This window comes from Paenibacillus lactis (assembly GCF_017873605.1).
In the GTDB taxonomy this organism is placed as follows: Bacteria; Bacillota; Bacilli; order Paenibacillales; family Paenibacillaceae; genus Paenibacillus_AQ; species Paenibacillus_AQ lactis.
Genome location: NZ_JAGGKI010000013.1, coordinates 12157 through 34788, shown reverse-complemented (window position 1 = coordinate 34788; position 22632 = coordinate 12157). Strand labels below are relative to the sequence as shown.

The following is a 22632-nucleotide window of genomic DNA, read 5'->3' as shown; positions in this document are numbered from 1 at the left end:
CTCTAATCCCGCAAATTCCGGCCGGTCAGATGAAGGAACACATCTTCAAGGCTCGGTGAATCAATATGAATGTTTAGGATTTGAACGTCAAAACGTTCAGCCGCTTGGACGACCCGAGAGAGGATTTGATGGTTTTTCGTAACAATCAGCTTCAATCCAAGTTCGGTTTCCTCCACCTGCCGGACGGCCGCAAGTGTCTGCAGCTCCTCCGTAAACTCCGCATGCTGACGGTCTAGCCGAAGGAGCAGCGTTTCCTCACCGGATAAAATAAGCTGAAGCTCTTCCTTCGTTCCCGAAGCGATGATCCGGCCATGATCCATGATATACATCCGGCTGCAGAGCTGCTCGACCTCCTCCATGTAATGACTCGTATACAACACGGTCGTTCCCTTTTCACGGCTCAGGTGACGTACGGTATCGAGGATATGATTGCGGGACTGCGGGTCGATGCCCACTGTCGGTTCATCCATGATCACGATTTTCGGATCGTGCATAAGCGCCACCGCAATGTTAATCCGTCGCTTCATCCCTCCGGAATAGGTCCGGATGAGCTCCTTCTGGCGATCACGAAGTCCCACCATGTCGAGCAGCTCCTGAATTTTTAGCTCTAGCTCCTTCCCTTTAAGTCCATAAACCTTTCCGAAAAACTTCAGGTTCTCGTATGAACTGAGCTCCTCGTACAGTGCGATTTCCTGCGGAACAACCCCCAGCACCTTGCGAAGTTGCTGCGGATGCTTAATGACGCTTTGGCCGTTCAGTCGAACGTCTCCAGCCGTCGGCTTAAGAAGCGAAGAAATCATGGAGATGGTGGTTGATTTTCCAGCCCCGTTCGGGCCGATCAATCCAACCGACTCCCCCTCTTTCAAATACAGGCTGACTTCTTCCACCGCCGTCTTGCCTTTAAAAACTTTACGAAGCTCTACCGTTTCCAGCACGTTGTATCCCCCATTTCATGAAAAGGAATATCGCACAGCGAATGGCCGCGGATACCTAATATTTCGAGCTTGCTTACAGCTTCAAGTGTACATGGAAAAAGGCAGTGAATTCACTGCCCCCGGTCACTGCTTTCATATCAAACCATGACTTCAGTCATGTTACGTTCGTATGTATCTATCATCCTCAATTAAGGCCCCTATTCTTCGTCCGTCTATACGACATTGTGACGAATCGCATAAATCGCCAGCTGGGTACGGTCCCGTAGGTCCAGCTTATCCATGATTTGGCTGACATGATTCTTCACGGTGCCGACCGACAACCCAAGCTCACCAGCGATTTCGCGGTTGCTGCGGCCCTCCCCCACCAGACGCATAATGTCCAGCTCCCGTGGTGTAATCGACGTATCGACCGTCAGCTCCTTCCTCTCCTCCAGCAGCTTAGGGATCACCTTCGCCGCAACGTCTTCCTGCAGCGGAAGCCCGCCTGAGAGGCAGCTTTGAATCGCTCGAATCAGTGCTTCAGGCTCAGCATCCTTGAGCATGTATCCGCTCGCCCCGCTCTTCAGCGCTTCCACGGCATACTGATCGTCATTAAAGGTAGTAAGCATCAGTACCTTCAACTTCGGCCATCTCGCGCGAATCGTTCGGGCAGCCTCCAGACCGCTCATCTCGGGCATCCGGATGTCCAGCACCGCTACATCGTAAATATGGCTTTCGCAGAGCGCGACCGCCTCTTTACCGTTACCTGCTTCCCCGGTCACCCGCATGCTCCCACTGCTTTCAATCATCAATTTCAATCCTTGCCGAACCATGGCCTGATCTTCCGCCAACAAAATCCGTATCAGTTGACTCCCTCCTTGGTCTCCCGGTTCAATAACAACTCTCCTCTTACAACGAACACGTTGTCGTAATGCACAACCTCAAGCGAGCCGCCCTCACTCTCCAAACGCTCCCGCATCGATTGAAGGCCGTATCCCTCGCGGAACGACGACCGGAAGCCTTGGTACGGATTCGAAACCTCGAACCTGAACATTCCGCCGCCCGGCGCTTCAAACAGGATGGATACTTCCCGGGTGCTGCCATGCTTCATGGCATTGGTCATCGCTTCTTGAACCGCCCGGTACACTGCAATCGATTGCGAATTGCTAAGCGGGGTGGTAAGTGCACCGTGCCTGGCGGTAAGATGAACCCGCATGAAGCGCTCGGCCTCCAGCCGGCGAAGCAGGCCCATAATCCCTGCAAGGCCCCCGGTTTCTTGCTGCTTCAGCGACTTTACCGCGTTTCTCGTCTCCTCGAGACTTTCTTTTGCCAGCACTTTCAGCCCTTGCAGCACGTTTGCGGTATCATGATCTGCTTGGAGCCGCTGCATCTCAAGCTGCATGAGGAGGGCGGTCAACTTATGTCCGACGGAATCATGGATATCCCTGCCTACCTGCGCCCTCTCCTCCCGTCTCGCCAGCTGCTCATCCGTGACGAGACGGCGTTTCATATTCCGGTACTCGCTTAGCAGGGCTTCATTACGTGCCAGTGTTTCCTCGTATCTTGCCCTTTGCATCCGAAAGATCCCCAGGCCGAGGGCAAGCAGTATCGCGTACAACAGGAGAAACGGCAGCGGTAATCCAGGATACCCCATCAGTTTCGGTAACATCGCGCCGATCAACAGCACTATGCCGATTCCGATGGATTGGGCCGGGGAGACCCTGTATGCAGCCTTGCCAGCAAGTATGGAGAATACCAGCAGACTATATATATTGGGGCTTCCTTCACTGGCTGGCCATAACGAAACGACAGCAAAGACAGAGGCCGTCAATAATGTGACAAATAACATGGCAGGACGGTTCCGGAACAGCGGTGCGATAAAAAATGCGGCCAGAAATACGGCACTGCTCCCGATCCGCCATGAAAGTACATCGAGATCCCCAAGACTAAGATGCCATAACGCAAGCAACCAGCTGGCGATCAGAAGGAGCAGCCATATCCAAAATGAGCGCAAAGCCTTCCCCCGCTTTCTACGATGGTACCGTGCAGCCGAAACCGATCAGTCCATTCATTATTTTACCAATTGTTAGTTCAGCATCATCATATCATACGCCCTAGGCTCGGTTAACAATCAAATTGGAAATGATCTTCGGCTGTTCATCATTTGTGAAATTAACAACATACCAGCTTGAGGCCTTATAAATAAAGGGCTCTCTAGGTTGTATCCTTCCTCTAAATCAAGCAAAAACACGCCCGGATTTGTGACGAAACTGGTAACTCTCGTGAAGTTTTGAACAAAGTATGAACTGCCGAAAAACCGCGCCATTACAATGATTTCTCTCATAGCCCCCTCGTTTTGTAACAATTTGCACACATAACGTTAAACACATTGACAAATATCTGGATTTTTATGTTAGCAAAACCTGTTTATGTCTTTTGCAAAGCATTGCAGAACTTCCTAGTATATAGGTGACAAGAACATTGAATCGAACGAAGCCGTTTCAAGGAAAGGGGTACATCATGAACAAAAGAGGGCCGTTATTTGCAATGTTTGTAATTTTTACCTTGCTCTTATCGGGATGCAGCTCGCTTACGGTATTAAATCCGAAAGGACCGGCTGCCAGAACCCTATCCGATACAATCATATTCTCCATTCTGATGATGATCGGAATTTTGGTTGTAGTTTATGTGCTTTACATCTTCATGCTCACCAAATACCGGGCGAGAAAATCCAACGAGGGATATGAGCCTCCTCACGAGGAAGGGAACAAATGGCTGGAAATCCTGTGGACGGCCATCCCGATTGTGATCGTCGCGATCCTGTCTGTCGTCACGGTTAAGACAACGGTGGCTGTTGAAAAAGTGCCAGAAGGCTACGAGAATCAGAAGCCTCTCGTCATTTATGCTTCCTCATCCAACTGGAAATGGCACTTCAGCTATCCGGAAGAAGGGATCGAAACCGTCAATTACGTTAACATCCCGACCAACCGACCGATCGAGTTCAGACTCTACTCGTTCGGCCCGATTACAAGCTTCTGGATCCCGCAGCTGCACGGCCAGAAATACGCGATGAGCGATATGGTCACTAAGCTGAACATGGTTGCCGACGAGCCGGGCTCCATGCTGGGCCGGAACGCAAACTTCAGCGGCGAAGGCTTCGCCCACATGGAATTCGAGGCGCTGGCGATGTCGCCTGCCGATTACGAAGAATGGGTCAAGGACGTGAAGGATACGGCTCCTGAGCTGACACAGGACGAATTCAATAAGCTTCTGAAAACCGAGCATGTCGGAAGAATGACTTTCTCGACCAACCACTTGGAGTTCAGTCCTCCGCCTGAAGGTCATCATCATGGCGGCGACAGTAACGGCAATGAAGAGCACCAGGGACATAAAGAGCTGCATCCGGACCCTGCCACAACGGAAGAAACGGAGTTCGACAGTGAGAGCAACGTCAATCCGGATGAGCCGCTGCCAACTTCCCCGGCTGAAGAAAGTTCAACACATCAACATGATGGACATTAATTTGGAAGCTTTTGATGCGAAGCGTCTGATCGACTTCATACATCTAGAAAGGAGCTAGGCCTTTATGAAATGGGACGAATTTTTCGTTACCGGTGAACCGTTAATTTACGGTGCCATGGTGAGCATTGTTCTCGTCTCGCTCGCAATCCTCTTCGGATTGACCTATTACAAGAAATGGGGATATCTTTGGCGGGAATGGCTGACCACCGTGGATCACAAGAAAATCGGTGTCATGTACATCATCTGTGCACTGATCATGCTGTTCCGCGGCGGCGTGGACGCAATCATGATGCGCGCGCAGACCGCTGCGCCGGATATGAAGTTTCTTGACGGACAGCACTATAACGAGGTATTTACAACCCATGGCGTCATCATGATTCTGTTTATGGCGATGCCGTTTATTTTCGGTCTTATGAACGTTGTCGTGCCGCTGCAGATCGGCGCGCGCGACGTTGCGTTCCCCAAATTGAATGCGATCAGCTTCTGGTTGTTCTTTGCCGGAGCGATGCTGTTCAATATCTCCTTCGTGATTGGAGGATCTCCGGATGCCGGCTGGACCGCATACTTCCCATTGGCAAGTATCGAATTCAGTCCGACAGTCGGTAACAACTACTATTCCCTGGCGCTTCAGATCTCAGGGATCGGTACGCTGCTTACGGGGGTTAACTTTATCGTAACCATCCTGAAGATGCGTGCGAAAGGCATGACTCTGATGCGCATGCCGATGTTTACTTGGTCCGTGCTGATTACGTGTGTCATCATCATTTTTGCATTCCCGGTCCTTACGATCGCCCTGCTGCTGATGATGTTCGACCGTATCTTCGGTTCCCAGTTCTTCACGATGGCCAATGGCGGTATGGATATGCTGTGGGCCAACCTGTTCTGGGTATGGGGTCACCCTGAAGTCTATATCGTTATTCTCCCGGCGTTCGGGATTTTCAGTGAGATTATCTCGGCGTTTTCGCGGAAAAATCTGTACGGCTACAGCTCAATGGTCGCGAGTATGGTTGTCATCTCCGGCCTGTCCTTCCTAGTCTGGGCCCACCACTTTTATACGATGGGTCAAGGCGCAATGGTCAACGGCTTCTTCTCCATTACCACGATGGCGATTGCCGTTCCGACGGGTGTCAAAATATTCAACTGGCTCTTTACGCTTCATAAGGGCCGAATCAGCTTTACAACACCGATGCTTTATTCACTCGCCTTCATCCCGATCTTTACGATTGGCGGCGTGACCGGCGTCATGCTGGCTATGGCCAGCGCAGACTACCAATATCATAATACGATGTTCCTGGTTGCCCACTTCCACTATGTGCTCATTCCAGGTGCCGTATTCGCCGTCATTGCCGGCTTCCATTACTGGTTCCCTAAAGTATTCGGCTTCCGCCTGAACGAAAAGCTTGGCAAAACGGCATTCTGGTTCATCGCGATTTCGTTCAACGTCACCTTCTTCCCGCTGTTCTTCCTGGGACTGATGGGTATGACGCGCCGGACGTACACGTATTCGGCCGAGACCGGCTTCGGTCCTCTGAACATGCTGTCGATGGTCGGTGCGATCGGCCTGGCGATCGGATTTATCCTGCTGGTATACAACATTTACTGGAGTACGCGTTATCAGCCGCGGGATAAAACGGGTGACCCATGGGATGCACGCTCACTTGAATGGTCTACGCCAAGCCCAGTGCCAGTCTATAACTTTGCGGTTGCGCCTGAGGTTAAAGGCCGCGATGCATTCTGGTTCTCGAAGAAGAATAACGAACCGCTGTCGAATGAGAAAATTACGAAGATTCATATGCCGAGCAATACCGGAAAGCCGTTTATTCTGGGCATCGCCTTCTTCTTCCTTGGCTTCTTCCTGGTATTCAGCTGGTGGATTCCGTCCATCATCGCCGGTATTGCCGTGCTGATCATATTGGCTACCATGTCCTTTGACCGTGATCATGGTTATTACATTCCGGTTGAAGAGATCGTTCAAACCGAACAGAAACTGCGGGGTGATACGGTATGAAAATAGATGCCTCTCAGCCGCTGGAATATGGAACAGAGGAGAACCGTAATCGCATATTTGGATTCTGGCTGTTCCTCGGAGCTGAAATTGCGCTCTTTGCTACCTTGTTTACCGTCTACTTCGTCCTCGCAGACCGCCATGCCAGCGGTCCGAGCGGAGCGGAAATCTTTGAAATTACGCCGGTACTGCTTGAAACGTTCGTGCTCCTGACAAGCAGCTTTACCATCGGCCTTGCGGTTCACGCGATGCGCCTTGGCCTTAAGAAGCAGATGATGATCTTTATGATCATCACGCTTCTCCTGGGAGCAGGCTTTCTCGGAATCGAAATTTTCGAATTCTTTACGTATGTGCACGAAGGCGTCACGCTGTCTACCAGTGCCTTCGCATCAAGCTTGTTCACCCTTCTGGGTACGCACGGAGCTCACGTGACCTTCGGTCTGCTCTGGGGGACCGCGATCCTCATTCAACTCAAGAAATACGGGCTGGATCATTCAACAGCGAACAAGTCCTTCATTTTCTCGCTGTACTGGCATTTCCTTGATGTTGTCTGGATCTTTATCTTCAGCTTTGTTTATCTGAAAGGACTGATGTGACATGTTAAAACAGCTGTTTCCTATTAAGCATGTAGCGGGTTATATCTCGTCCCTCGTCCTTTCAGCCGTCGCCCTTGTCGTCCTGCTGGATATTCCGGCAGGATCGAAAATGGCCATTTTGCTGGTAACTGCAGTTTTGCAGGCTGCCGTTCAGCTTATGCTCTTCATGCACGTCGGAGAAAGCGAGGATAAGAAGTCCGTCTACATCAATATCGCCTATGCCCTTTTCGTTGCGCTAGTGACCATCCTGGGTACGCTGTTCATCTTTGTATGGGGCTGGTACTCCTAAACGGGAGTCCGCCGCAGCGCGGCAAATGAATATGAGAATAGATCTAGACTGCAAGGAACTGTCCCATTCGTAGGTTTTCTACGGCGGGACAGTTTTTTTATGTTGTCGATCAAACCCGTGGATATTGAGAGCCATGGGGCTGCTCTTCTCCGTCTTTACGTTTTCGACATAGCATTTGCAGGATTTCCGATCTTACGATTCCTGTAGCATTTATGTAAGAGTACTAGTCTTACGATTGCCCTAACCTTACGTTTCCCATACGCTTTCAAGGGGAAGTCCCCGTTCTGTTCGCGCTAAATCAACAACGCGCTGGATAAAGGCTGTTTTTGCCTTCGTGTATTCTTCCGGATCGTCATGATACCGTTCAGCCAACATGCGTTTAAGTTCGCCGTATTCCAGGACCAAATCGGGGTGAGCCCGGAGGTAGTCGCGAAACAGCAATTCCTTTCTTTCGTAAAATCCCTCCTTCGGCAGGATATGCAAGTGATGCGTGCGCACCCTTGCATGTTCTTTTATGAATAAATAGCGTCCGGTCATGCCGTTCTCCATAAAGCGGTAGCCTGAATTGCTAAGCAAAGCTGCATAGTCTTGTTTTTGAAGCAATGGGTGTACGGCCGCGTACATATCGATGATTGGCTTGGCATCTTGATTCGGTATCGACGTACTGCCTGCATGTTCGATGGTGACGATGTGAGGGGCCAGAGCGTTAAGCAATCGGTCTTTCTCTTTCTCAAATTCCAGAGACCATTCCGTTTTGTAAGATACTACTTTGACCACATACTTAGACATTGATTCATCCTCCTTCCCTTATCAGGGCGCTAAATATAACAGGACCTCCAAGAGTATCATTTGATGATGGCTTTGTCAATTATATCCAGCCATAAGGAGTGTCTTTCCAAACAAAAACAGGAGGCCCCCCAAAGATCTAGAGATCTTATAGGACTGCCTCCCTTAAAATCGAGCACGAGAATTATAGTTCTTCGAGCAGCTTTTCCTCCTCCATATCGGTTGACAGGGCTAACCGTTCGCCGGAGCGCCTCTGCATCAGCTGATCCTTGAGCATCCGGACGAATGCATCGTCCCGGGCGAGCCAGACGCCATACTGCCGCTTCAAGTGCCGCTCCGCTTCGTCGAAGGAACCGAATCGAAAAGGCAGCTCCTCCCCGTTCCACTCCACGATCCATTCTCCGGACCGGCAGTATACGAAAACAAGGTCCTCTCCCCAGCTCTCATACAGCACTCCCGATTCGGAGCCTTTGAGATTGAATTGATTCCGGTGCGCATCCAGCCGGATCGGCTCCAATTCGAAAGGCTCGGCTGCAAACAGCCTGTACACCTCCTCCGTGATCGTGCACCCGGATGCCTTGGAGTGGCCACCGCCTCCGTAACGCATTGCCACTTCGGATACATCGACATGGTCGTGAATCGTCCGCAGGCTCAATTTCCGGCCGCCCATATTCAAAATGGCGATATAGTCCAGATGCGGGTAGATCGTCCCCAGCTCACTGGCCAATTCGGAATGATAGGACTCTGCATATACGATGCCGACGCAGTACTCATCAATGAAGGTTTGAATGATCTCCCGCTGCTTGCGCCGAATATAGCGGCCAATCTTGTCCTCCTCCATGTCCAGAATCTTTTCTTCGAACTCGTCGAAATAAAACTCTTCCGCACTGCGCAGACGCTCGACCATCTTCGATTCAAACTCATCGATGGACAGCATGTAGAACAGATCGTTCAGCCGCTTGGCCTCCGGCTTCTCGGCTTCCTCCCATTCCCAGGTATCGTACAGCCGCACAAGCTCCACGAATTGATCGAGGGATTCGGATTGGCTGAGATGCCCGTGTTGAATGAGATACTCGTAGAGCAGGGAGGTTGCCGATGCCAATCGTCCGTCCCTGTGCGTTACCGTCACCTGGCCCCACATATAATCGTTTAAATGGAGCGCGGTTTTATGATGATCAATAAGCTGTACCTGTCCGCCTTCCTCTACGAACAGATTCAACTGCTTCTCAATGTCGGGTGCTACCGACAGATCCGTTATGAATAACATGTCGTAGGGATGCTCTTCTAAGGAGAAGCGGTTCAAGTATCTTGCAACCTGCTGGTTCAATCCATTGATCGTGTTGTAGCGCACGTCGACTCCATCGCCGAACGCACATTTTGCAATAATGCCGCAGCCAACGCCATCCAGGTCGTTGTGACTGTAGAGATGGTACATATCCAGCATCCTCCTTGCAGGTCGTATATAGAATCAATCAGGACAATCTCCACACCATACGATTCCCTAATATCTTCCGTTTTAATCTCCGGATCAGATGACCGTGATCAACAAAAAAAAAGAAGCGTATGCGAATACGCTTCCTCGTTCACAAATACAGCTATGATCTAATTAAGCCTGTTGAACAGATCTCGGACCTTTCGTTGCCTTAACTTCATACATGGCATGGCTCGAGCTGATGACATGTTCGGGCTGCGGCTTGCCGCGGGAATCGCGGTGCCCTTGAATATGAGCGGGACTGGTCTCCCAGCGCTTCCAGGCTTCCTTGTCTTCCCAACGGATCATGACGATCACTTCTTCGGTCTCATCGCTCCGCTTGGCATTCTTAACGAGAACGCTCAGATCGATAAATCCTTCGATTTCTTCAATCGGCCCGGGCTTGCTGAAGCGCTCGACAACCAGATGCGAGGTGCCGGCTTTTACGACGATGGTTTTCGTTTCAATTAACATATTCAAAAAGCACTCCTTTGATAATAATACGATTTACATAATAACTCCATTCTAAATGATAACGATTATCATTGTCAAATCAGCGCCAGTGAGACAGCTGTTCAAGCTCGCCGGTTAATTAAGCGTATGTTTCGGATTGAAAAAAGTCTGGTCAGCAATCAGTTTGCTGACCAGACCTTCATGAATTTAGCGTTGGACGCCGCACGGATTGACAACCCTTGCAATCTTCCTGCAGATAGGAAAGGGTACGAAACCCTGCTTTCTTCAGTTTCCGTGCCGCACGGAAGCCGTCGGAGCGCTTGGGTGTTACGATTACAACATGATCGCCTGGGCGAAGCTCTTTCTCCCATACATAAGGCAATCTTCCGAGCGATATATTGATCATTTCTTTATGTGGGTCCGGCGTAAACTCAGAGACATCGCGGACATCCAACAGCTTCAAATCCGGGCATTCCTTCCTCGCTTGCTGCAGGTCGCTGCACTTCATCAGCTGCAAGTCGGCGATTGGCACATATCGCCGGTATAGAACGACGAAGGCCGCTATTAAAAAGGCAAATGCAATCAGCATGGAAGCACTCCCCCGTAATTGTTATTTCGTACTGGCAGATACTCGCCAAGGAACCGATAGATCGAGCGATGGTTATCTCCCACGCCTCTCTACCCCTACGGGTATATAGTATGTGCTTCCCTGCCAATTGTCAACCCATGTTTATAATGCGCATTCCTCAATTTCAAAACCCATATCTTCAATCATGCCCCAGTCGTCTGTATGCGCCTGGCCGGACGTTGTCAGGTAATCACCGATGAAAATCGAATTGGCTGCATATAATCCGAGCGGCTGCAGGGATCGGAGATTGACTTCCCGGCCGCCGGCAACCCGAATCTCCTTCGACGGATTGACAAATCGCATCATCGCAAGAATTTTTAGACACATCCTCGGAGTCAGCTCCTTCCTACCTTCCATCGGCGTGCCGTCAATCGCATTCAAGAAATTGCAAGGGATCGAATCGGCATCAAGCTCTTTCAGTGCGAATGCTATTTGCACCCGTTCTTCCAGGCTTTCGCCCATTCCGAAAATGGCACCTGAGCACGGAGACATGCCGGAGGTAGTCGCCTGCTTGACCGTTTCTACACGTTGATCATAGGTATGCGTCGTTGTGATATTCTCATAATTGTCTTTGGACGTATTAAGGTTGTGGTTGTACCGGTGCACCCCGGCTTCAGCAAGCTGTGCCGCATGCTGCTCGCTTAGAAAGCCCAGACAGCAGCAAACCTTCAAATCCGTTGTCGCCCGGATCTCCTTCACTGCTTCAACCACATGCTCCATTTCCCGGTTGGACGGACGCCGGCCGGAAGCAACAATGCAATAGGTACCGGCTTTGCGGCGGATCGATTCCCGGGCCCCCTCCAGAATTTTCTCCTTGGTCAGCCATGCGTATTTCTCGATCGGGGCTTCGGATACGATTGACTGGGAGCAATAGCCGCAATCCTCGGGACACATCCCCGATTTGGCGTTTACGATCATATTCAGCTTTACCTTATTGCCGTAATACTCTCTGCGGATCCGGTAAGCGGCTTGCATTACCGTCAGCAGCTCTCCATCGTCACTCTGCAGGATCGCCAGCGCTTCTTCCGGCTTTATAGAATACCCTTGCACAATTTGCTCTGCCAGCTTCAGCCAATCCAACTGAACGGAAGTCGTCATCTCTCACTTCTCCTCTACCAATCAAATATACGTCAACCTAAAAACTTCGATTATAGGTTGACAATATGGGTAATCATACCACACGATCAGCGGGGACAACAATACTTATGCGTTGTCTTTAAACACGGATCTGCCTTCGATAGGCTGCTACATACCAATCAAACTCGGCTTTATTCAGAGCGGTTGACGCAAAGCGGCTGATGCAGGGAGGCTCGGTACTGTGCTGACAGTTCTGTGCTGCCTGTTACTGAACTCTTTGCACAGAGCCCATGTATTTTCCGTTATTCTCTGCCTACTGCCCAAGCTGCTTGTTCTTTTAAGAGATATTGTTGTTTATGAACGAACAAAAGAGCCGTTCCACAAGCGCTTAACCGCTTCGTGAAACAGCTCTTAGTCATTACCTATCCCTTAAGTCAGGGTTCCCGCTTCGGAAGCATCTTGACATAGTCGTCCGACAGCTTCATTAACTGCAATATATAATCATAATCCTGCCGGTAGGGTGATAGGTCCTCAACAGGCTCCATCGTCTTGATGGATACGGCGGACCCATCCTCAAAGCCGTCTCCCGGAACGAACAGAATGTCGTTATTGAAGAACGAGCCTGTCGGCAGATAGTAACGCATGCCAATCACATTCCGCTTCACATTCAGCAGATCATGGCCGAATGCCGTAAACTTTTCGTCCGCCAGCGAAATGCCGAGCAGGTTTGCTACGGTCGGGAGAATATCAACCTGCCCTCCCACTTGTTCAATCGTGCGCCCCTTGTCCATACCCGGAACATGAATAATCAGCGGAATGTTAAAGCGGCTAATCCGTTCATGGTAGGGAATGCCCAATGTCTGCGAGATCATATTCGCATCGGCTTCGGCCGGATTGATGCCGAAATGATCGCCGTACACGACGAGCACCGTCTCGTCCCACATCCCGCTTTGCTTAAGCTGATCCACCAGAGTGCCCAGCGCATAATCGGAGTAGTTCACCGATTGCAGGTAGTTCCCGAGATGGGTTCCCCTTAGCTCTGCAGGCAGGGCCAACTTCGCGTACTCCTCTTTCACGGTATACGGGGAGTGATTCGAGACCGTAATCATATGCGCATATGACAGCTTATTCTGCTGCCGGTTCTCGAGCAGCTTTTCCATCCCGACGCGAAACAGCTCTTCATCCGAAGGGCCGAAGTCATTAAAATGATCATTTTTATAATAAGGCTTATCAAAAAAATGTTGAAAATCCAGGGCAGGATACAGTTTATTCCGATCCCAGAACTTCAGATCGTTTACGTGGAATGTGCTGGTGACATACCCTTGCTGCCCCAGGAGTCTCGGAAGACTTGGCAGTTCCTTGCTGCCAAAGCCGGTCGACATCGCAACCGTGCCCGTCGGATAGATGGAGGTATTGACGGCGAACTCGGCATCCGACGTATTTCCTTGGCCGATCTGCTGGAAGATATGCGGAAAATACAAGCCTTCTTCAGCCAGCTTGTTCATAACCGGTGTAATTTCCTGACCGTCCAGGGACTGCCCGATCGGGAATCGCTGCAGCGATTCCATCTGTACGATGATCAGGTTTTTGCCTTTTGCGGCACCAAATCCTTCCGGCTGCTTCCCTTTGTCTTCACCGTAGGGATACGAAGCCTGCAGCTGCCGGATCTCCCCGATTTTCTCTTGCAGATTTCCTTGTGCCAGTGCGCGGTTCTCCTGCGATTGCCGGACGACGGCAGATACCTGATAGTTCATGAAGCCCATATTCTCTGCTCGGACAATTTCATTCTCGATCCCCCATGCCTTCCTTACGATCAGAGTAGAGAGCACCAGGGCTAGCACCAGAATGCCTCCCATGGCCAAACGCCATCTCATTCCTGATCTGGCAGAGGAAATATAAGAGCGCTGCGTGCTGAAGTGCAGTCCTCTATGGGTTCTTGAGCGGATTTTCCGAAAAATAATGACCAGCAGAATGATCAGCAAATCCAGGAAGAATAAAAAATGCGCCGGCTCCAGCAAAGGGATAATGCTGGATCTCACCTGATTCACCTGCCCCAAACCGGCCATGGCTGTATACGTCGGGATTGACCCGAAATGAACGTTATACACAGCCGAGGCAAACAGAATGAAGGAGAAGACAAGATTGATCACCCTATAGGCGGTTTTCTTGCCTTTTATCGGGAGAAGCAGCTCCAGCAAACTGAGCAGGGCCAGAAGGGACAACGCATCCGTAAGCACCTTTCCCCATGCCACCCCGTTAAACAAGAATACCCTTAATAGGATGAGCTTCAAAAATAACGTCAAAAACATAAAAATATATATTTTTAACCTTTGCTCATGATTCCGATCCATGACTCGATCCCTCTTTTGTAAAATGAATTTAAACGTGCAGCCTCCATTATAACAGGAATGTAAAATCCGATCTAATTCCAAGGCCTCCCCCCGCCCAATCCTTTCCATGTGGGGTCAATTGTCTCAAGCGGAAGGGCCCCGTTCAGCGTAGGATAGAGCATCCTAAACTATAAGGCTGGAGGGACCATTCATGAAGATGGTTGTAACCGGCGGAGCGGGTTTTATCGGGTACCACCTGGTGAACGGACTCGTTAATCGCGGATACGAGGTTCATGTTATAGATAATCTGACAACCGGTGATCCCGGCCGCCTTCACAGTGAGGCGATTCTGCATGTGGCCGATGTGAACAGCCTCCATACTACGGAATATATCGCGATGTTAAAACCGGACGTCGTCTTTCATCTAGCCGCCCAGGCCGATGTGCAGCGATCCATTCAGAGTCCCAGACTGGACGCGGATGCGAACATCATGGGCACCCTGAACCTGCTTGAAGCATGCCGCAAAGCGGGTGTGCGAAAGTTCGTGTACGCTTCGACCGCCGGCGTATATGGCGATCTTGAAAAGCCCGAGCTGCATGAAACCGACCCGCTATCGCCAATCTCCTTCTATGCGTTATCGAAAATGGTAGGCGAACATTACGTGCGGCTCTATCACCGTTTCTTCGGCTTGACTTACACGATTCTGCGCTACGGCAACGTATATGGTCCGGGTCAGACGCCCAAAGGCGAAGGCGGCGTCGTTGCCGTTTTCGGGGCTCGACTGCTGCAGAAGCTGCCGCTGCACATATATGGGGACGGCAGCCAGACGAGGGACTTTATTTTTGTCAAGGACGTTGTGGAAGCCAATCTCGCAGCCATCCATCATGGCGATCAAGAGATTCTGCACGTCAGCACCGGAAGCAGCCAACCGATCAATCACCTGGTCGAGTTGATTCGCTGTAATCATCCCGAACCGATCCATATTGAATATCACCCGGCTAAGCCGGGTGACATCGTCCATAGCTGCCTGAACAATTCCCGAGCTCGCGAGATCCTGGAATGGTATCCCCGCTACCGGCTTGAGGAAGGCATTGCGGAAACCTACCATTCCTGGGTGCAGCCGACATAGGAAGGCCCGAAGCCCCTTCTCCGCAGCCCCTTTTCGGGCGGGTAGAGCTGACGGTAATCACTTAAAAAATAGCCCGGCTCGATTCCTGAAGTGGAATGAGCCGGGCTATTGGTCACGGTGCAAGTCCCTTGGAGCTCCTTTTCACCTGCACAAGTCCCTTTTCGGGACGTGCTGCGCCCTTGGAGCTCCTTTTCTCTCGCACAAGTCCCTTTTCGGGACGTGATCCGCCTTCAGAGCTCCGTAAAGATCAAGTAATTGTTCACCCGAACTGACCCACTTTGCATGTTCTTCCGGACCATTCCGGCCAAAACCCATGCAAACCGGCCTGCTCTGTACGACACTTCGTACAAAGCAGGCCGTGCTCGCGCCCCTCACAGCCCGATAGCCTGAAGCATGGATGCAAAGTTCATCGCATACAAATGCGGATTAAAACTCTCGTGCACATGGTTCTTCGCCCGTGTCCGGATGTGCTCACGCAATCCCGGACTCCTCATCAGCTCAAGCCCCTCCTGTACCGCATGCTGGATGTTCCCCAGAACATAGAACTTTCCTGTTTCATTATGATACACCGAGGTTGAGACACCATCCGAATCCGTCGTAAGCACCGGACAACGGCAGCTCATCGCCTCCAGCACCGCGTACGGCGCTCCCTCCACCTTCGATGTGCTGCACAGAAAGCCGCCGGAGTCCCCGATGATGGAGTAATAGTACGGCATCTGTGCATTCGGGACATTCGCACGGATCGTAAGCCGGTCGGACAAGCCGAGCTCGGCGATCAGTGCATGAAACTGCTCGCGTTCCGATGGAATGCTGAGCTGATTATCCTCGAACATCCATAATTGCAGATCCGGTACGTGAGCCATAAGCTGATGTCCAATATGAAGAAATTCGCGCCAGTTCTTATTGTCCTCGATGCGCCCGAGCCACGCTATGATCGGGCTGGCATGAATCCCGGACGGCCTGTATGTGAATTCGGTGCCATCAAAGCAATTATTGAAATTGAATTGCGGTTTGTTGGGATATAAATCCCGGAATAACGCGGAAATATGCGGCGTGTTCGGATTGAGCAGCCCATCCGCATAGGCATTGACATAAGGAATGGCTTGTGTCAGCTGTGCTTGGGCAACGCTCCTTGGTCCGTAGCCTTGGATTTCCAGCAGCATTTTCCCTTGGTAACCCAGCATGCGGAATCTTGGAAAGCTTGCATGATCCGTCGTCACAACGATGCAATTAAAACCGCACGAGTCCAAAATATGCTTGATCTCGATATCGTTCCGGGTCACATATATCGGAAAGTCCGCAGGATTTTGCATACCCGAGCCCCAGGAATAATACAGGCAATGAGATTCAATCCCTGCGAGGCGGAGTGCACGGCACCGCTGTCTGTTCAATGTCTCGACGCCTCCGCTCGGTACATAGTATACGAACAGCACCTTCATGTCGCGCCCTCCTTATTCAATCGTATAAAAATCGGATTTTGAAAATACAGCCACAAGCTGGCCCTGATTTTTGGCATGAACCGTAATTTGCGTGGAGTATGAATAGTTGATGTTCGTTACCAGCAGCAAGCTGAATGTCATATTTTGGTTCGTGATATCTGGCACAAATACGGTAGCCCCCGCTGCGGCATGCACCAGCCCGACGTAATAAACGCCATGGGGATAATACCCGTGGATCAATACGTCAAAGTCCTCCCCGCCCGTGTTCGTAATCGTCAGATCGACCGACTGGATATAACGCGCATCAATACTTCCGTACTCTGCAGCATCTAATCGAAAGATGGACATCGTATTCCCCCCTGCTATTGAAGGATCATTAATAACAGGGTATGTATGACGACCTATCGGCGGAAGGGCCAATCCATTGAGGACGTTCGACCAATTCTGTGGAAGGGTACACCCGGTCCAAGCCGCTTCCCTCCGGCCCGCATTTAATATATTGAAAGAATAAAATATCAAAAAATGAAAGGAGCTGTGTCTTCTCATGGCAACGCTGCAGGATATCAAGGGCGTGTACTCGGCAGTATTCAGCCTAGGGTCAAATTGCTTACCGGGTATGGAAATGAAGGCACACGGCCTTCGCAAGTTCGCCGGTCCCATTGATTGGATGGGAACTCCCGTGCTGCCTCAAATCTCGAGAATGCTCCGCAATCGTTTTCAAGGGATGCTCGTTTACCCGAATTTGGTTCTCGTCAATCAAGCCAGCGATGAGCTGTATAACGTATTGGACCGGGAATACGAGCTTTACATGAACCATGATTTTTACACGCATAACAACTTCCCCCCTCATTTTGCCGCTTTTCCTGAAATCAAGGCAAAATATGACCGGCGCATCGCTAGATTTTTACAATACGTGGAGAGCGGGGGACGAATTCTCTTTATCCGAACGGATTCCAACTACGAGGAAGTCAAAGAATTGGAAGCTGTGCTGAAAGAGCTGTGTACAGGCCCATTCCACGTGCTTGTCGTCAACCATGCTCCGGTCGTCGAGTTGGAATGGCAGGACTGGAATTTGAAGCATGTATGCCCTGTCCTGATGCCGAACGTCGACATATGGATCAGCAACAGGCATCGGTGGAGCTTTTTATTTCGGGACATTTTCGTCGTCTAATGAAAAAGCTTATGTATCGTTCTCGCTTCGTTTACAGTATAAAAGGCAGGCCATGATCAACATGGTCTGCCTTTCCATTGCTCTTGCGGATGGCTAGACGTAATTGACCGGTTCGTCCGGCAGCTTGTATTCCTTAGGCAGCGACTGAAGAATCCGGTTCCACACCGTGTAATCCACAAGCAGCTCCGGCGTTGACACCTGATTAACGAAGATTCGATTGTACAGATCGCTCATTACCGTAAAAGACTGCTGGTTCATGCCGTGCACCTTCTCCTCTCTATCCCGATTTTTGCAAGATTGCGCCCTCGTATATTTTCAGCATCCTGCTGATCATCTTATCCATGGACCAATGCTGCAGCGCAAAGGCTTTCGCATTCTGCCCCAGCTGTTTACGGTACTCATCCTTCTCCAACAAGAGATACAAGAACTGCGCCGTTGCCAGCGGATCGCCTACCGGGGCAATCAAGCCGGTCTGGCCGTGCGTAACCATCTCGGGCAGGCCCCCTGCGGAAGAAACGACGGAGGGAAGACCGGCCATCTGCGCCTCCATGACCGAGAACGGCTGATTGTCCTGAATGCACGTATGCGTGAATATATCCGCCTCCTTCAACAGACTCGGAACATTATGATGCTCGCCAAGGAAGAACACGTCATGCTGCAAGGAAGCCGAGTACGTTTGCGCCTCCAGCTGGCTGCGCAGATCACCGTCCCCGGCAATCCAGCAAACCCAATCGCTGCGCATCTGCTTGAGGATCGCAAGTGCAGAGATCAGGACGTGGATTCCTTTGACGTGAACAAGTCTGGCAGGACAGATAATGACCTTTTTGCCGAGTGGTCTCCGCAGTGTGCTTCCTTCCCGGTATTTGGCCCAGAAGGCTTCGGCATCGAGGCCGTATTGAAACACGGTGATTCGGTAATCCGGGATCCCGCACCGGTGGACCAGGATGTTTTTACACCATTGGTTTGCCGTGATCATCAGGTCAGAGCCCATAGCAGCATGATATTCTACAGCCGGAAAATAACGCCAAGCCGGGCTGCTCTCGTTGACGCCGGCTTCAGGGTGATCCCGGTAATAGTCGGTCATTTCTTGTGTTACGGAACCGTGGACATGGGAAATGAGCGGGGTGCGCTTCGGCTTTACGCGGCCCAGTGATCTAGCCGAGAAAATATCCTGGGTATGGATCAAGTCGTATTGCTCCAGCCCGAAGTAGGCTGCCGCCAGTTCCATGCAATAGCGCTCGAGCTCATAATGGCGAATAGCAAAGTGCTGATTCAATCCCGGCGCCGCCTGGGGAGTCAGCTTGGCCTCAAGCATAGGCACCAGGTGGTCTTTAGAGAGCTCCAGTCCTCGGTTGACGATATGGATTTTTTTATAGTCCGGACTGTTGCCAAGCAAATCGACTTCATGACCGAGCAGCTCGAGTCGGTACTTGAGCTGCTGCATGAAGTTCCAAACGCCGCCTACATGAGGGACCAGCCAATGGGTTGCAAGCAAAATCTTCATCGTATCCCCCGCTATCCGCCGTGCTTCCGAGCAAGATGCTCAAGAATGCCCCGATAATTGTTTTTGACCATTTCATATTCCTTTGCAATCGTCGCGTTATAACGCAGCGTTCCCATTTGTGAATGCACGCGGTACAGCGTAAGCATATCCGGTAAGAAGCCGAAGGCCGCGCCGCTCATTAATAGTCGAATCCACAAGTCGTAATCATGGGTGTAACGAAGATGCTCGTTAAACATGCCTACTCGGAGGAACCAGTCTTTTTTCGCAATAACGGTGCATCCGTTGATGGGATTGGAATAGATGAACTTGCGGCATAGATCGGCTGTGCTGGCCATCGGGATTCCCTCATAGGGCTTGATCATGTGGGTATGCTCATTGATTAAGGAAAAACCAGTGTAGCTGATATCGAGCCCCCGGCTCAACATGAACGCCATCTGTCGCTCGACCTTTTGGGGAACCAGCCGATCATCCGAGCTGAGCCAAGCAATGTATTCTCCCGAAGCATGCAAAATTCCGTGATTTAAGGCGCTGGCCGTCCCCCCGTTGCTTTTCCCCATATAGTAGACCCTGTTCGTGTAAGGAGCGATCAGATCTGCGTGACTCGTCGACCCGTCGTCCACCACGATGATTTCAACCGCGGGATACGTTTGTTGGACCGCGCTATCCAGTGCTTGCTGTATATACGGGCAGTTATAGAAAGGTACGACTATCGTAACCGTCGGCATCATCCCCCGTCTCTCCTCCTTCTGCCTTGTTTCTTTCCTCGTGTTAACACATCATGGGTTAGTACACCATATGCAGCGCCTCCGCTGTCCGCTAGGACCCCTGTCCCCTGACATTAGACCAATTCATCCCTGTTTCATATAAAAACAGCTATTCCTTTCTGCTGTCCGGCAGACAAGAATAGCTGTTGTGACTTGGTGAGCGCTTGATATCAAACGATCAGTCGGAGCACTACCAAGGATAGAATGCCGACCACCACCGTGGCGAACAAGCTCTTTGTCAAAAAGGCGGTAAGAAAAGCAGGCACAGCGGCGATCAGCTCAAGCAAATGGCTGCCGGGATCAACCCGGCCGTCCGAAAGCAGCAGCTCTGAGGCAAGCAGCGCGGACATCACGGCGATCGGCACATGGTCGAGCCAACGGATCGCCAACTCGGGGATACGGAGCTTGCTAAGAATCATAAGCGGCAGCACACGCGGTATAAGCGTTACCACGGCTGAGCCGATAATGAGAAGAGCGATATGCCATCTTATTTCCATCGTTCCACCGCCAATCCCGCCGTAGCCGCGGCCATAATCGCGATAATTACCGCAGCGCTGCCAGGCACGATTGTGCTTGCTGCCATGACGGCAATCACTGAAACGACAACAACCAGCAAATCCAGCTTATACTTCTTGCGACTGATCAGCTGCAGCGCCAGAAGGCCGATGAACATGCCTGGCAACGCGAAATCCAGCCCGTACCGCTCCGGATCCGGTATCCACTCTCCGACCAGTCCACCAGCAACGTTCGCTGCGCACCAGAACAGATAAGCGGTTATATTAAGCCCGACCATCCACTTATAACCCAGTCTCTTCTCCTCGACCGCCTTCGCCGATGCCACTCCGAAGGTTTCATCTGTCAGCAGGGATCCGATGAAGAAGCTCTTTCCTAGCGACAAGCCTTTGAAATAGGGCGCTAGGGCCGCGCTAAGGAGAAAATGCCTCGCATTCACAAAAAAAATGGTCACGATAATCGAGATGACCGGACTAGCTGCGGCAACCATGCCGGCCGCGATAAATTGTCCTGAACCTGCATACAGCAGGAGCGATATCAGCGCAATCTCAAGCAGGCTGAAGCCTGCCGTGCGCTCAACGACCCCCGCTGCAAAGCCGATGCTTAAATATCCGAGCAAGGTCGGAATACAGTCTTTAACCCCCTGCAGAAACGAGTGCTCTGCCGCATCCGGCGTGAGCTCGCTGTATCTGATGCTCATGTTGGTGATCCCTCCCCTACTCCCATTTCTTTTTCTAATAACTATAATACTTCCAAACATTCTGTCAACGGCCTTGTTTCTTTTCGCTTCGCACAAAAAAGCGCTTCGATCAGATTGGGAATCTGTCGAAACGCAGCATTTTCAAATCTTCTATATCCTTTGGTCCTCCGGTCCCGCAGGTCTCGCACCGTCAAGGCTTTAATAGGACTTTAATGCATCCGTCCTTGCGCTCATTGAAAATGTCATACGCATGCGGAGCTTTATCAATTGGCAGCCGGTGCGTAATGATATCCGAAGGGTCGACGATTCCGTCCTTCAGCATCTGATAGATCACCGGAATGTAGTGAGTCACGGGAGCCAACCCCATCTTCAGGGTAATATTCCGTTCGAACAGCTGACCAAGCGGGAATGCGCTATACTTCAGCCCGTAAATCCCGGTCAGCTGAATCGTCCCGAATTTGCGGACCATGCCGGCTGCCATCCGGAATGCTCCGAGTGACCCTCCCTGCACCATCATCAACGTGCCTACCATCTCCAGCCCGTCCGTTTGGCATCCAAACCAACGCAGTCGATGACAATTCTGGCCCCGCCCTTGGTAATTTCCCGGATATACCCTTCGATCTCCTTGAAGCTTTGAAAATTGTAGGTTTCCACAAGGTTCGTCCGTTTGGCATGCTCAAGTCGGTAATCTACATGGTCAATGGCAATGACACGCTCGGCGCCTTTGAGCCAGGCAAACTTCTGGGTTAACAAACCGATAGGGCCGCTTCCAAGGACTACAACCGTATCGCCTGGCTTCACGCCGGCATTCTCCACGCTCCATAGAGCCGTCGGCAGCGCGTCGGACAGCATCAGCAGCTTCTCATCCTCGATTTCGGCGCTCGGCGGGATGACAAATGGCATGAAGTTTCCGTAGGGGACCCGCAGAAGCTCAGCCTGCGCGCCCTGAAAACCGCCAAAAGCGCTGCTGTAGCCGAAGAAGCCTCCGGTGTCCCTCGCGTCATTGGCATAATCGCATTGGCTTTCCATTTGGTTCAGGCAGTACAGGCACTTCCCGCAAGAGACGACGAACGGGATGACGACGCGGTCCCCTTTTTTCACTTTGCCGACTTCGGGCCCGATCTCTTCAACAATGCCCATCGGTTCATGCCCGATAATATAATCATCGGTCATCTGTCTGAGCTCGCCATTGTACAAATGCAAATCCGAGCCGCATATGGCCGTCGTTGTAACCCGGATCACGATGTCATCCCTGCGTAGAAGCGATGCATCCTTCACTTCTTTGACTTTGATGTTATGCCGGCCTTGATAGGTAACAGCTTTCACACGCAAGATTCTCCT

At 51.1% G+C, this 22632-nt stretch carries 22 protein-coding genes and 1 pseudogene; 6 read left to right on the top strand and 17 right to left on the bottom strand.

The genetic code is table 11. The features are described from left to right. Nucleotides 1-2 precede the first annotated feature (2 nt). The 3 genes from J2Z18_RS21295 to J2Z18_RS21285 all read right to left on the bottom strand — a co-directional run bounded on the left by J2Z18_RS21295 (nt 3) and on the right by J2Z18_RS21285 (nt 2928). A complete protein-coding gene (locus J2Z18_RS21295) occupies nt 3-935 on the bottom strand; it encodes an ABC transporter ATP-binding protein (protein ID WP_210095286.1) in 933 nt (310 codons plus the stop codon). A gap of 212 nt (nt 936-1147) precedes the next feature. Beyond that, nucleotides 1148-1780, bottom strand: a complete 633-nt coding sequence (locus J2Z18_RS21290; RefSeq protein WP_210095323.1) for a response regulator — start codon at nt 1778-1780, stop codon at nt 1148-1150. Continuing rightward, nucleotides 1777-2928, bottom strand: coding sequence for a sensor histidine kinase (locus J2Z18_RS21285; protein ID WP_210095285.1), 1152 nt, complete (start codon nt 2926-2928; stop codon nt 1777-1779). Before J2Z18_RS21285 ends, J2Z18_RS21290 begins: the two co-directional genes overlap by 4 nt. A 506-nt stretch (nt 2929-3434) precedes the next feature. Here J2Z18_RS21285 and qoxA point away from each other — a divergent pair. From qoxA to qoxD, 4 genes are all read left to right on the top strand, one after another. Then, complete coding sequence (gene qoxA, locus J2Z18_RS21280) at nt 3435-4436, top strand: cytochrome aa3 quinol oxidase subunit II (RefSeq protein WP_028405515.1); 1002 nt, start codon at nt 3435-3437, stop codon at nt 4434-4436. 64 nt (nt 4437-4500) lie between these two features. Next, on the top strand, nt 4501-6444 hold the full coding sequence (gene qoxB / locus J2Z18_RS21275; RefSeq protein ID WP_007130377.1) for a cytochrome aa3 quinol oxidase subunit I: 1944 nt from the start codon (nt 4501-4503) through the stop codon (nt 6442-6444). After that, nucleotides 6441-7037 carry a cytochrome aa3 quinol oxidase subunit III gene (qoxC, locus tag J2Z18_RS21270; RefSeq protein ID WP_028405514.1) on the top strand — a complete coding sequence of 199 codons (597 nt, stop codon included), beginning with the start codon at nt 6441-6443 and terminating at the stop codon, nt 7035-7037. The genes qoxB and qoxC overlap by 4 nt, the downstream gene beginning before the upstream one ends. Nucleotide 7038: 1 nt before the next feature. Further along, nucleotides 7039-7326 (top strand): cytochrome aa3 quinol oxidase subunit IV, encoded by a 288-nt coding sequence (qoxD, locus tag J2Z18_RS21265; protein WP_028405513.1) that lies wholly within the window; start codon nt 7039-7041, stop codon nt 7324-7326. A gap of 246 nt (nt 7327-7572) precedes the next feature. Here the strand turns inward: qoxD and J2Z18_RS21260 are convergent, their stop codons facing one another. The 6 genes from J2Z18_RS21260 to J2Z18_RS21235 form a co-directional block, all read right to left on the bottom strand. Further along, nucleotides 7573-8115, bottom strand: a complete 543-nt coding sequence (locus tag J2Z18_RS21260; RefSeq protein WP_210095284.1) for a GrpB family protein — start codon at nt 8113-8115, stop codon at nt 7573-7575. A 181-nt stretch (nt 8116-8296) separates the two neighbouring features. Beyond that, nucleotides 8297-9547, bottom strand: a complete 1251-nt coding sequence (locus J2Z18_RS21255; RefSeq protein WP_028405512.1) for a DHH family phosphoesterase — start codon at nt 9545-9547, stop codon at nt 8297-8299. Between the two features lie 171 nt (nt 9548-9718). Beyond that, nucleotides 9719-10057, bottom strand: coding sequence for an antibiotic biosynthesis monooxygenase (locus tag J2Z18_RS21250; protein ID WP_007130382.1), 339 nt, complete (start codon nt 10055-10057; stop codon nt 9719-9721). 178 nt (nt 10058-10235) lie between these two features. Continuing rightward, the gene (locus J2Z18_RS21245) at nt 10236-10625 is read right to left on the bottom strand and encodes a rhodanese-like domain-containing protein (protein WP_007130383.1); all 390 of its coding nucleotides are present in this window, start codon (nt 10623-10625) and stop codon (nt 10236-10238) included. A 141-nt stretch (nt 10626-10766) separates the two neighbouring features. Beyond that, nucleotides 10767-11762 carry a biotin synthase BioB gene (bioB, locus tag J2Z18_RS21240; RefSeq protein WP_210095283.1) on the bottom strand — a complete coding sequence of 332 codons (996 nt, stop codon included), beginning with the start codon at nt 11760-11762 and terminating at the stop codon, nt 10767-10769. Between the two features lie 413 nt (nt 11763-12175). After that, on the bottom strand, nt 12176-14092 hold the full coding sequence (locus tag J2Z18_RS21235) for an LTA synthase family protein (protein WP_210095282.1): 1917 nt from the start codon (nt 14090-14092) through the stop codon (nt 12176-12178). Nucleotides 14093-14282: 190 nt separating this feature from the next. Between J2Z18_RS21235 and J2Z18_RS21230 the strand changes: the two genes are divergently transcribed. Then, nucleotides 14283-15200, top strand: coding sequence for an NAD-dependent epimerase/dehydratase family protein (locus J2Z18_RS21230; RefSeq protein WP_210095281.1), 918 nt, complete (start codon nt 14283-14285; stop codon nt 15198-15200). A 371-nt stretch (nt 15201-15571) separates the two neighbouring features. Here the strand turns inward: J2Z18_RS21230 and J2Z18_RS21225 are convergent, their stop codons facing one another. Then, a complete protein-coding gene (locus J2Z18_RS21225; protein ID WP_210095280.1) occupies nt 15572-16639 on the bottom strand; it encodes a glycosyltransferase family 4 protein in 1068 nt (355 codons plus the stop codon). 12 nt (nt 16640-16651) lie between these two features. After that, a complete protein-coding gene (locus J2Z18_RS21220; RefSeq protein ID WP_007130388.1) occupies nt 16652-16987 on the bottom strand; it encodes a hypothetical protein in 336 nt (111 codons plus the stop codon). A 196-nt stretch (nt 16988-17183) separates the two neighbouring features. Here J2Z18_RS21220 and J2Z18_RS21215 point away from each other — a divergent pair, with 196 nt between their 5' ends. Further along, a complete protein-coding gene (locus J2Z18_RS21215; RefSeq protein WP_007130389.1) occupies nt 17184-17810 on the top strand; it encodes a DUF1796 family putative cysteine peptidase in 627 nt (208 codons plus the stop codon). 93 nt (nt 17811-17903) lie between these two features. On the opposite strand, the gene J2Z18_RS21210 is transcribed toward J2Z18_RS21215, so the two are convergent. From J2Z18_RS21210 to J2Z18_RS21185, 6 genes and pseudogenes are all read right to left on the bottom strand, one after another. Next, entirely contained in the window at nt 17904-18068 is a 165-nt protein-coding gene (locus tag J2Z18_RS21210; protein WP_007130390.1) for a hypothetical protein, read from the bottom strand. A 19-nt stretch (nt 18069-18087) separates the two neighbouring features. After that, the gene (locus tag J2Z18_RS21205) at nt 18088-19314 is read right to left on the bottom strand and encodes a glycosyltransferase family 4 protein (protein ID WP_210095279.1); all 1227 of its coding nucleotides are present in this window, start codon (nt 19312-19314) and stop codon (nt 18088-18090) included. Nucleotides 19315-19325: 11 nt separating this feature from the next. Next, nucleotides 19326-20042, bottom strand: a complete 717-nt coding sequence (locus J2Z18_RS21200) for a glycosyltransferase (RefSeq protein WP_007130392.1) — start codon at nt 20040-20042, stop codon at nt 19326-19328. 206 nt (nt 20043-20248) lie between these two features. After that, a complete protein-coding gene (locus tag J2Z18_RS21195) occupies nt 20249-20575 on the bottom strand; it encodes a branched-chain amino acid transport AzlD family protein (protein WP_007130393.1) in 327 nt (108 codons plus the stop codon). Further along, on the bottom strand, nt 20566-21291 hold the full coding sequence (locus tag J2Z18_RS21190; protein ID WP_007130394.1) for an AzlC family ABC transporter permease: 726 nt from the start codon (nt 21289-21291) through the stop codon (nt 20566-20568). The genes J2Z18_RS21195 and J2Z18_RS21190 overlap by 10 nt, the downstream gene beginning before the upstream one ends. A 190-nt stretch (nt 21292-21481) precedes the next feature. Next, nucleotides 21482-22617 (bottom strand): annotated as a pseudogene (locus J2Z18_RS21185) (alcohol dehydrogenase catalytic domain-containing protein). Nucleotides 22618-22632: the final 15 nt, after the last annotated feature.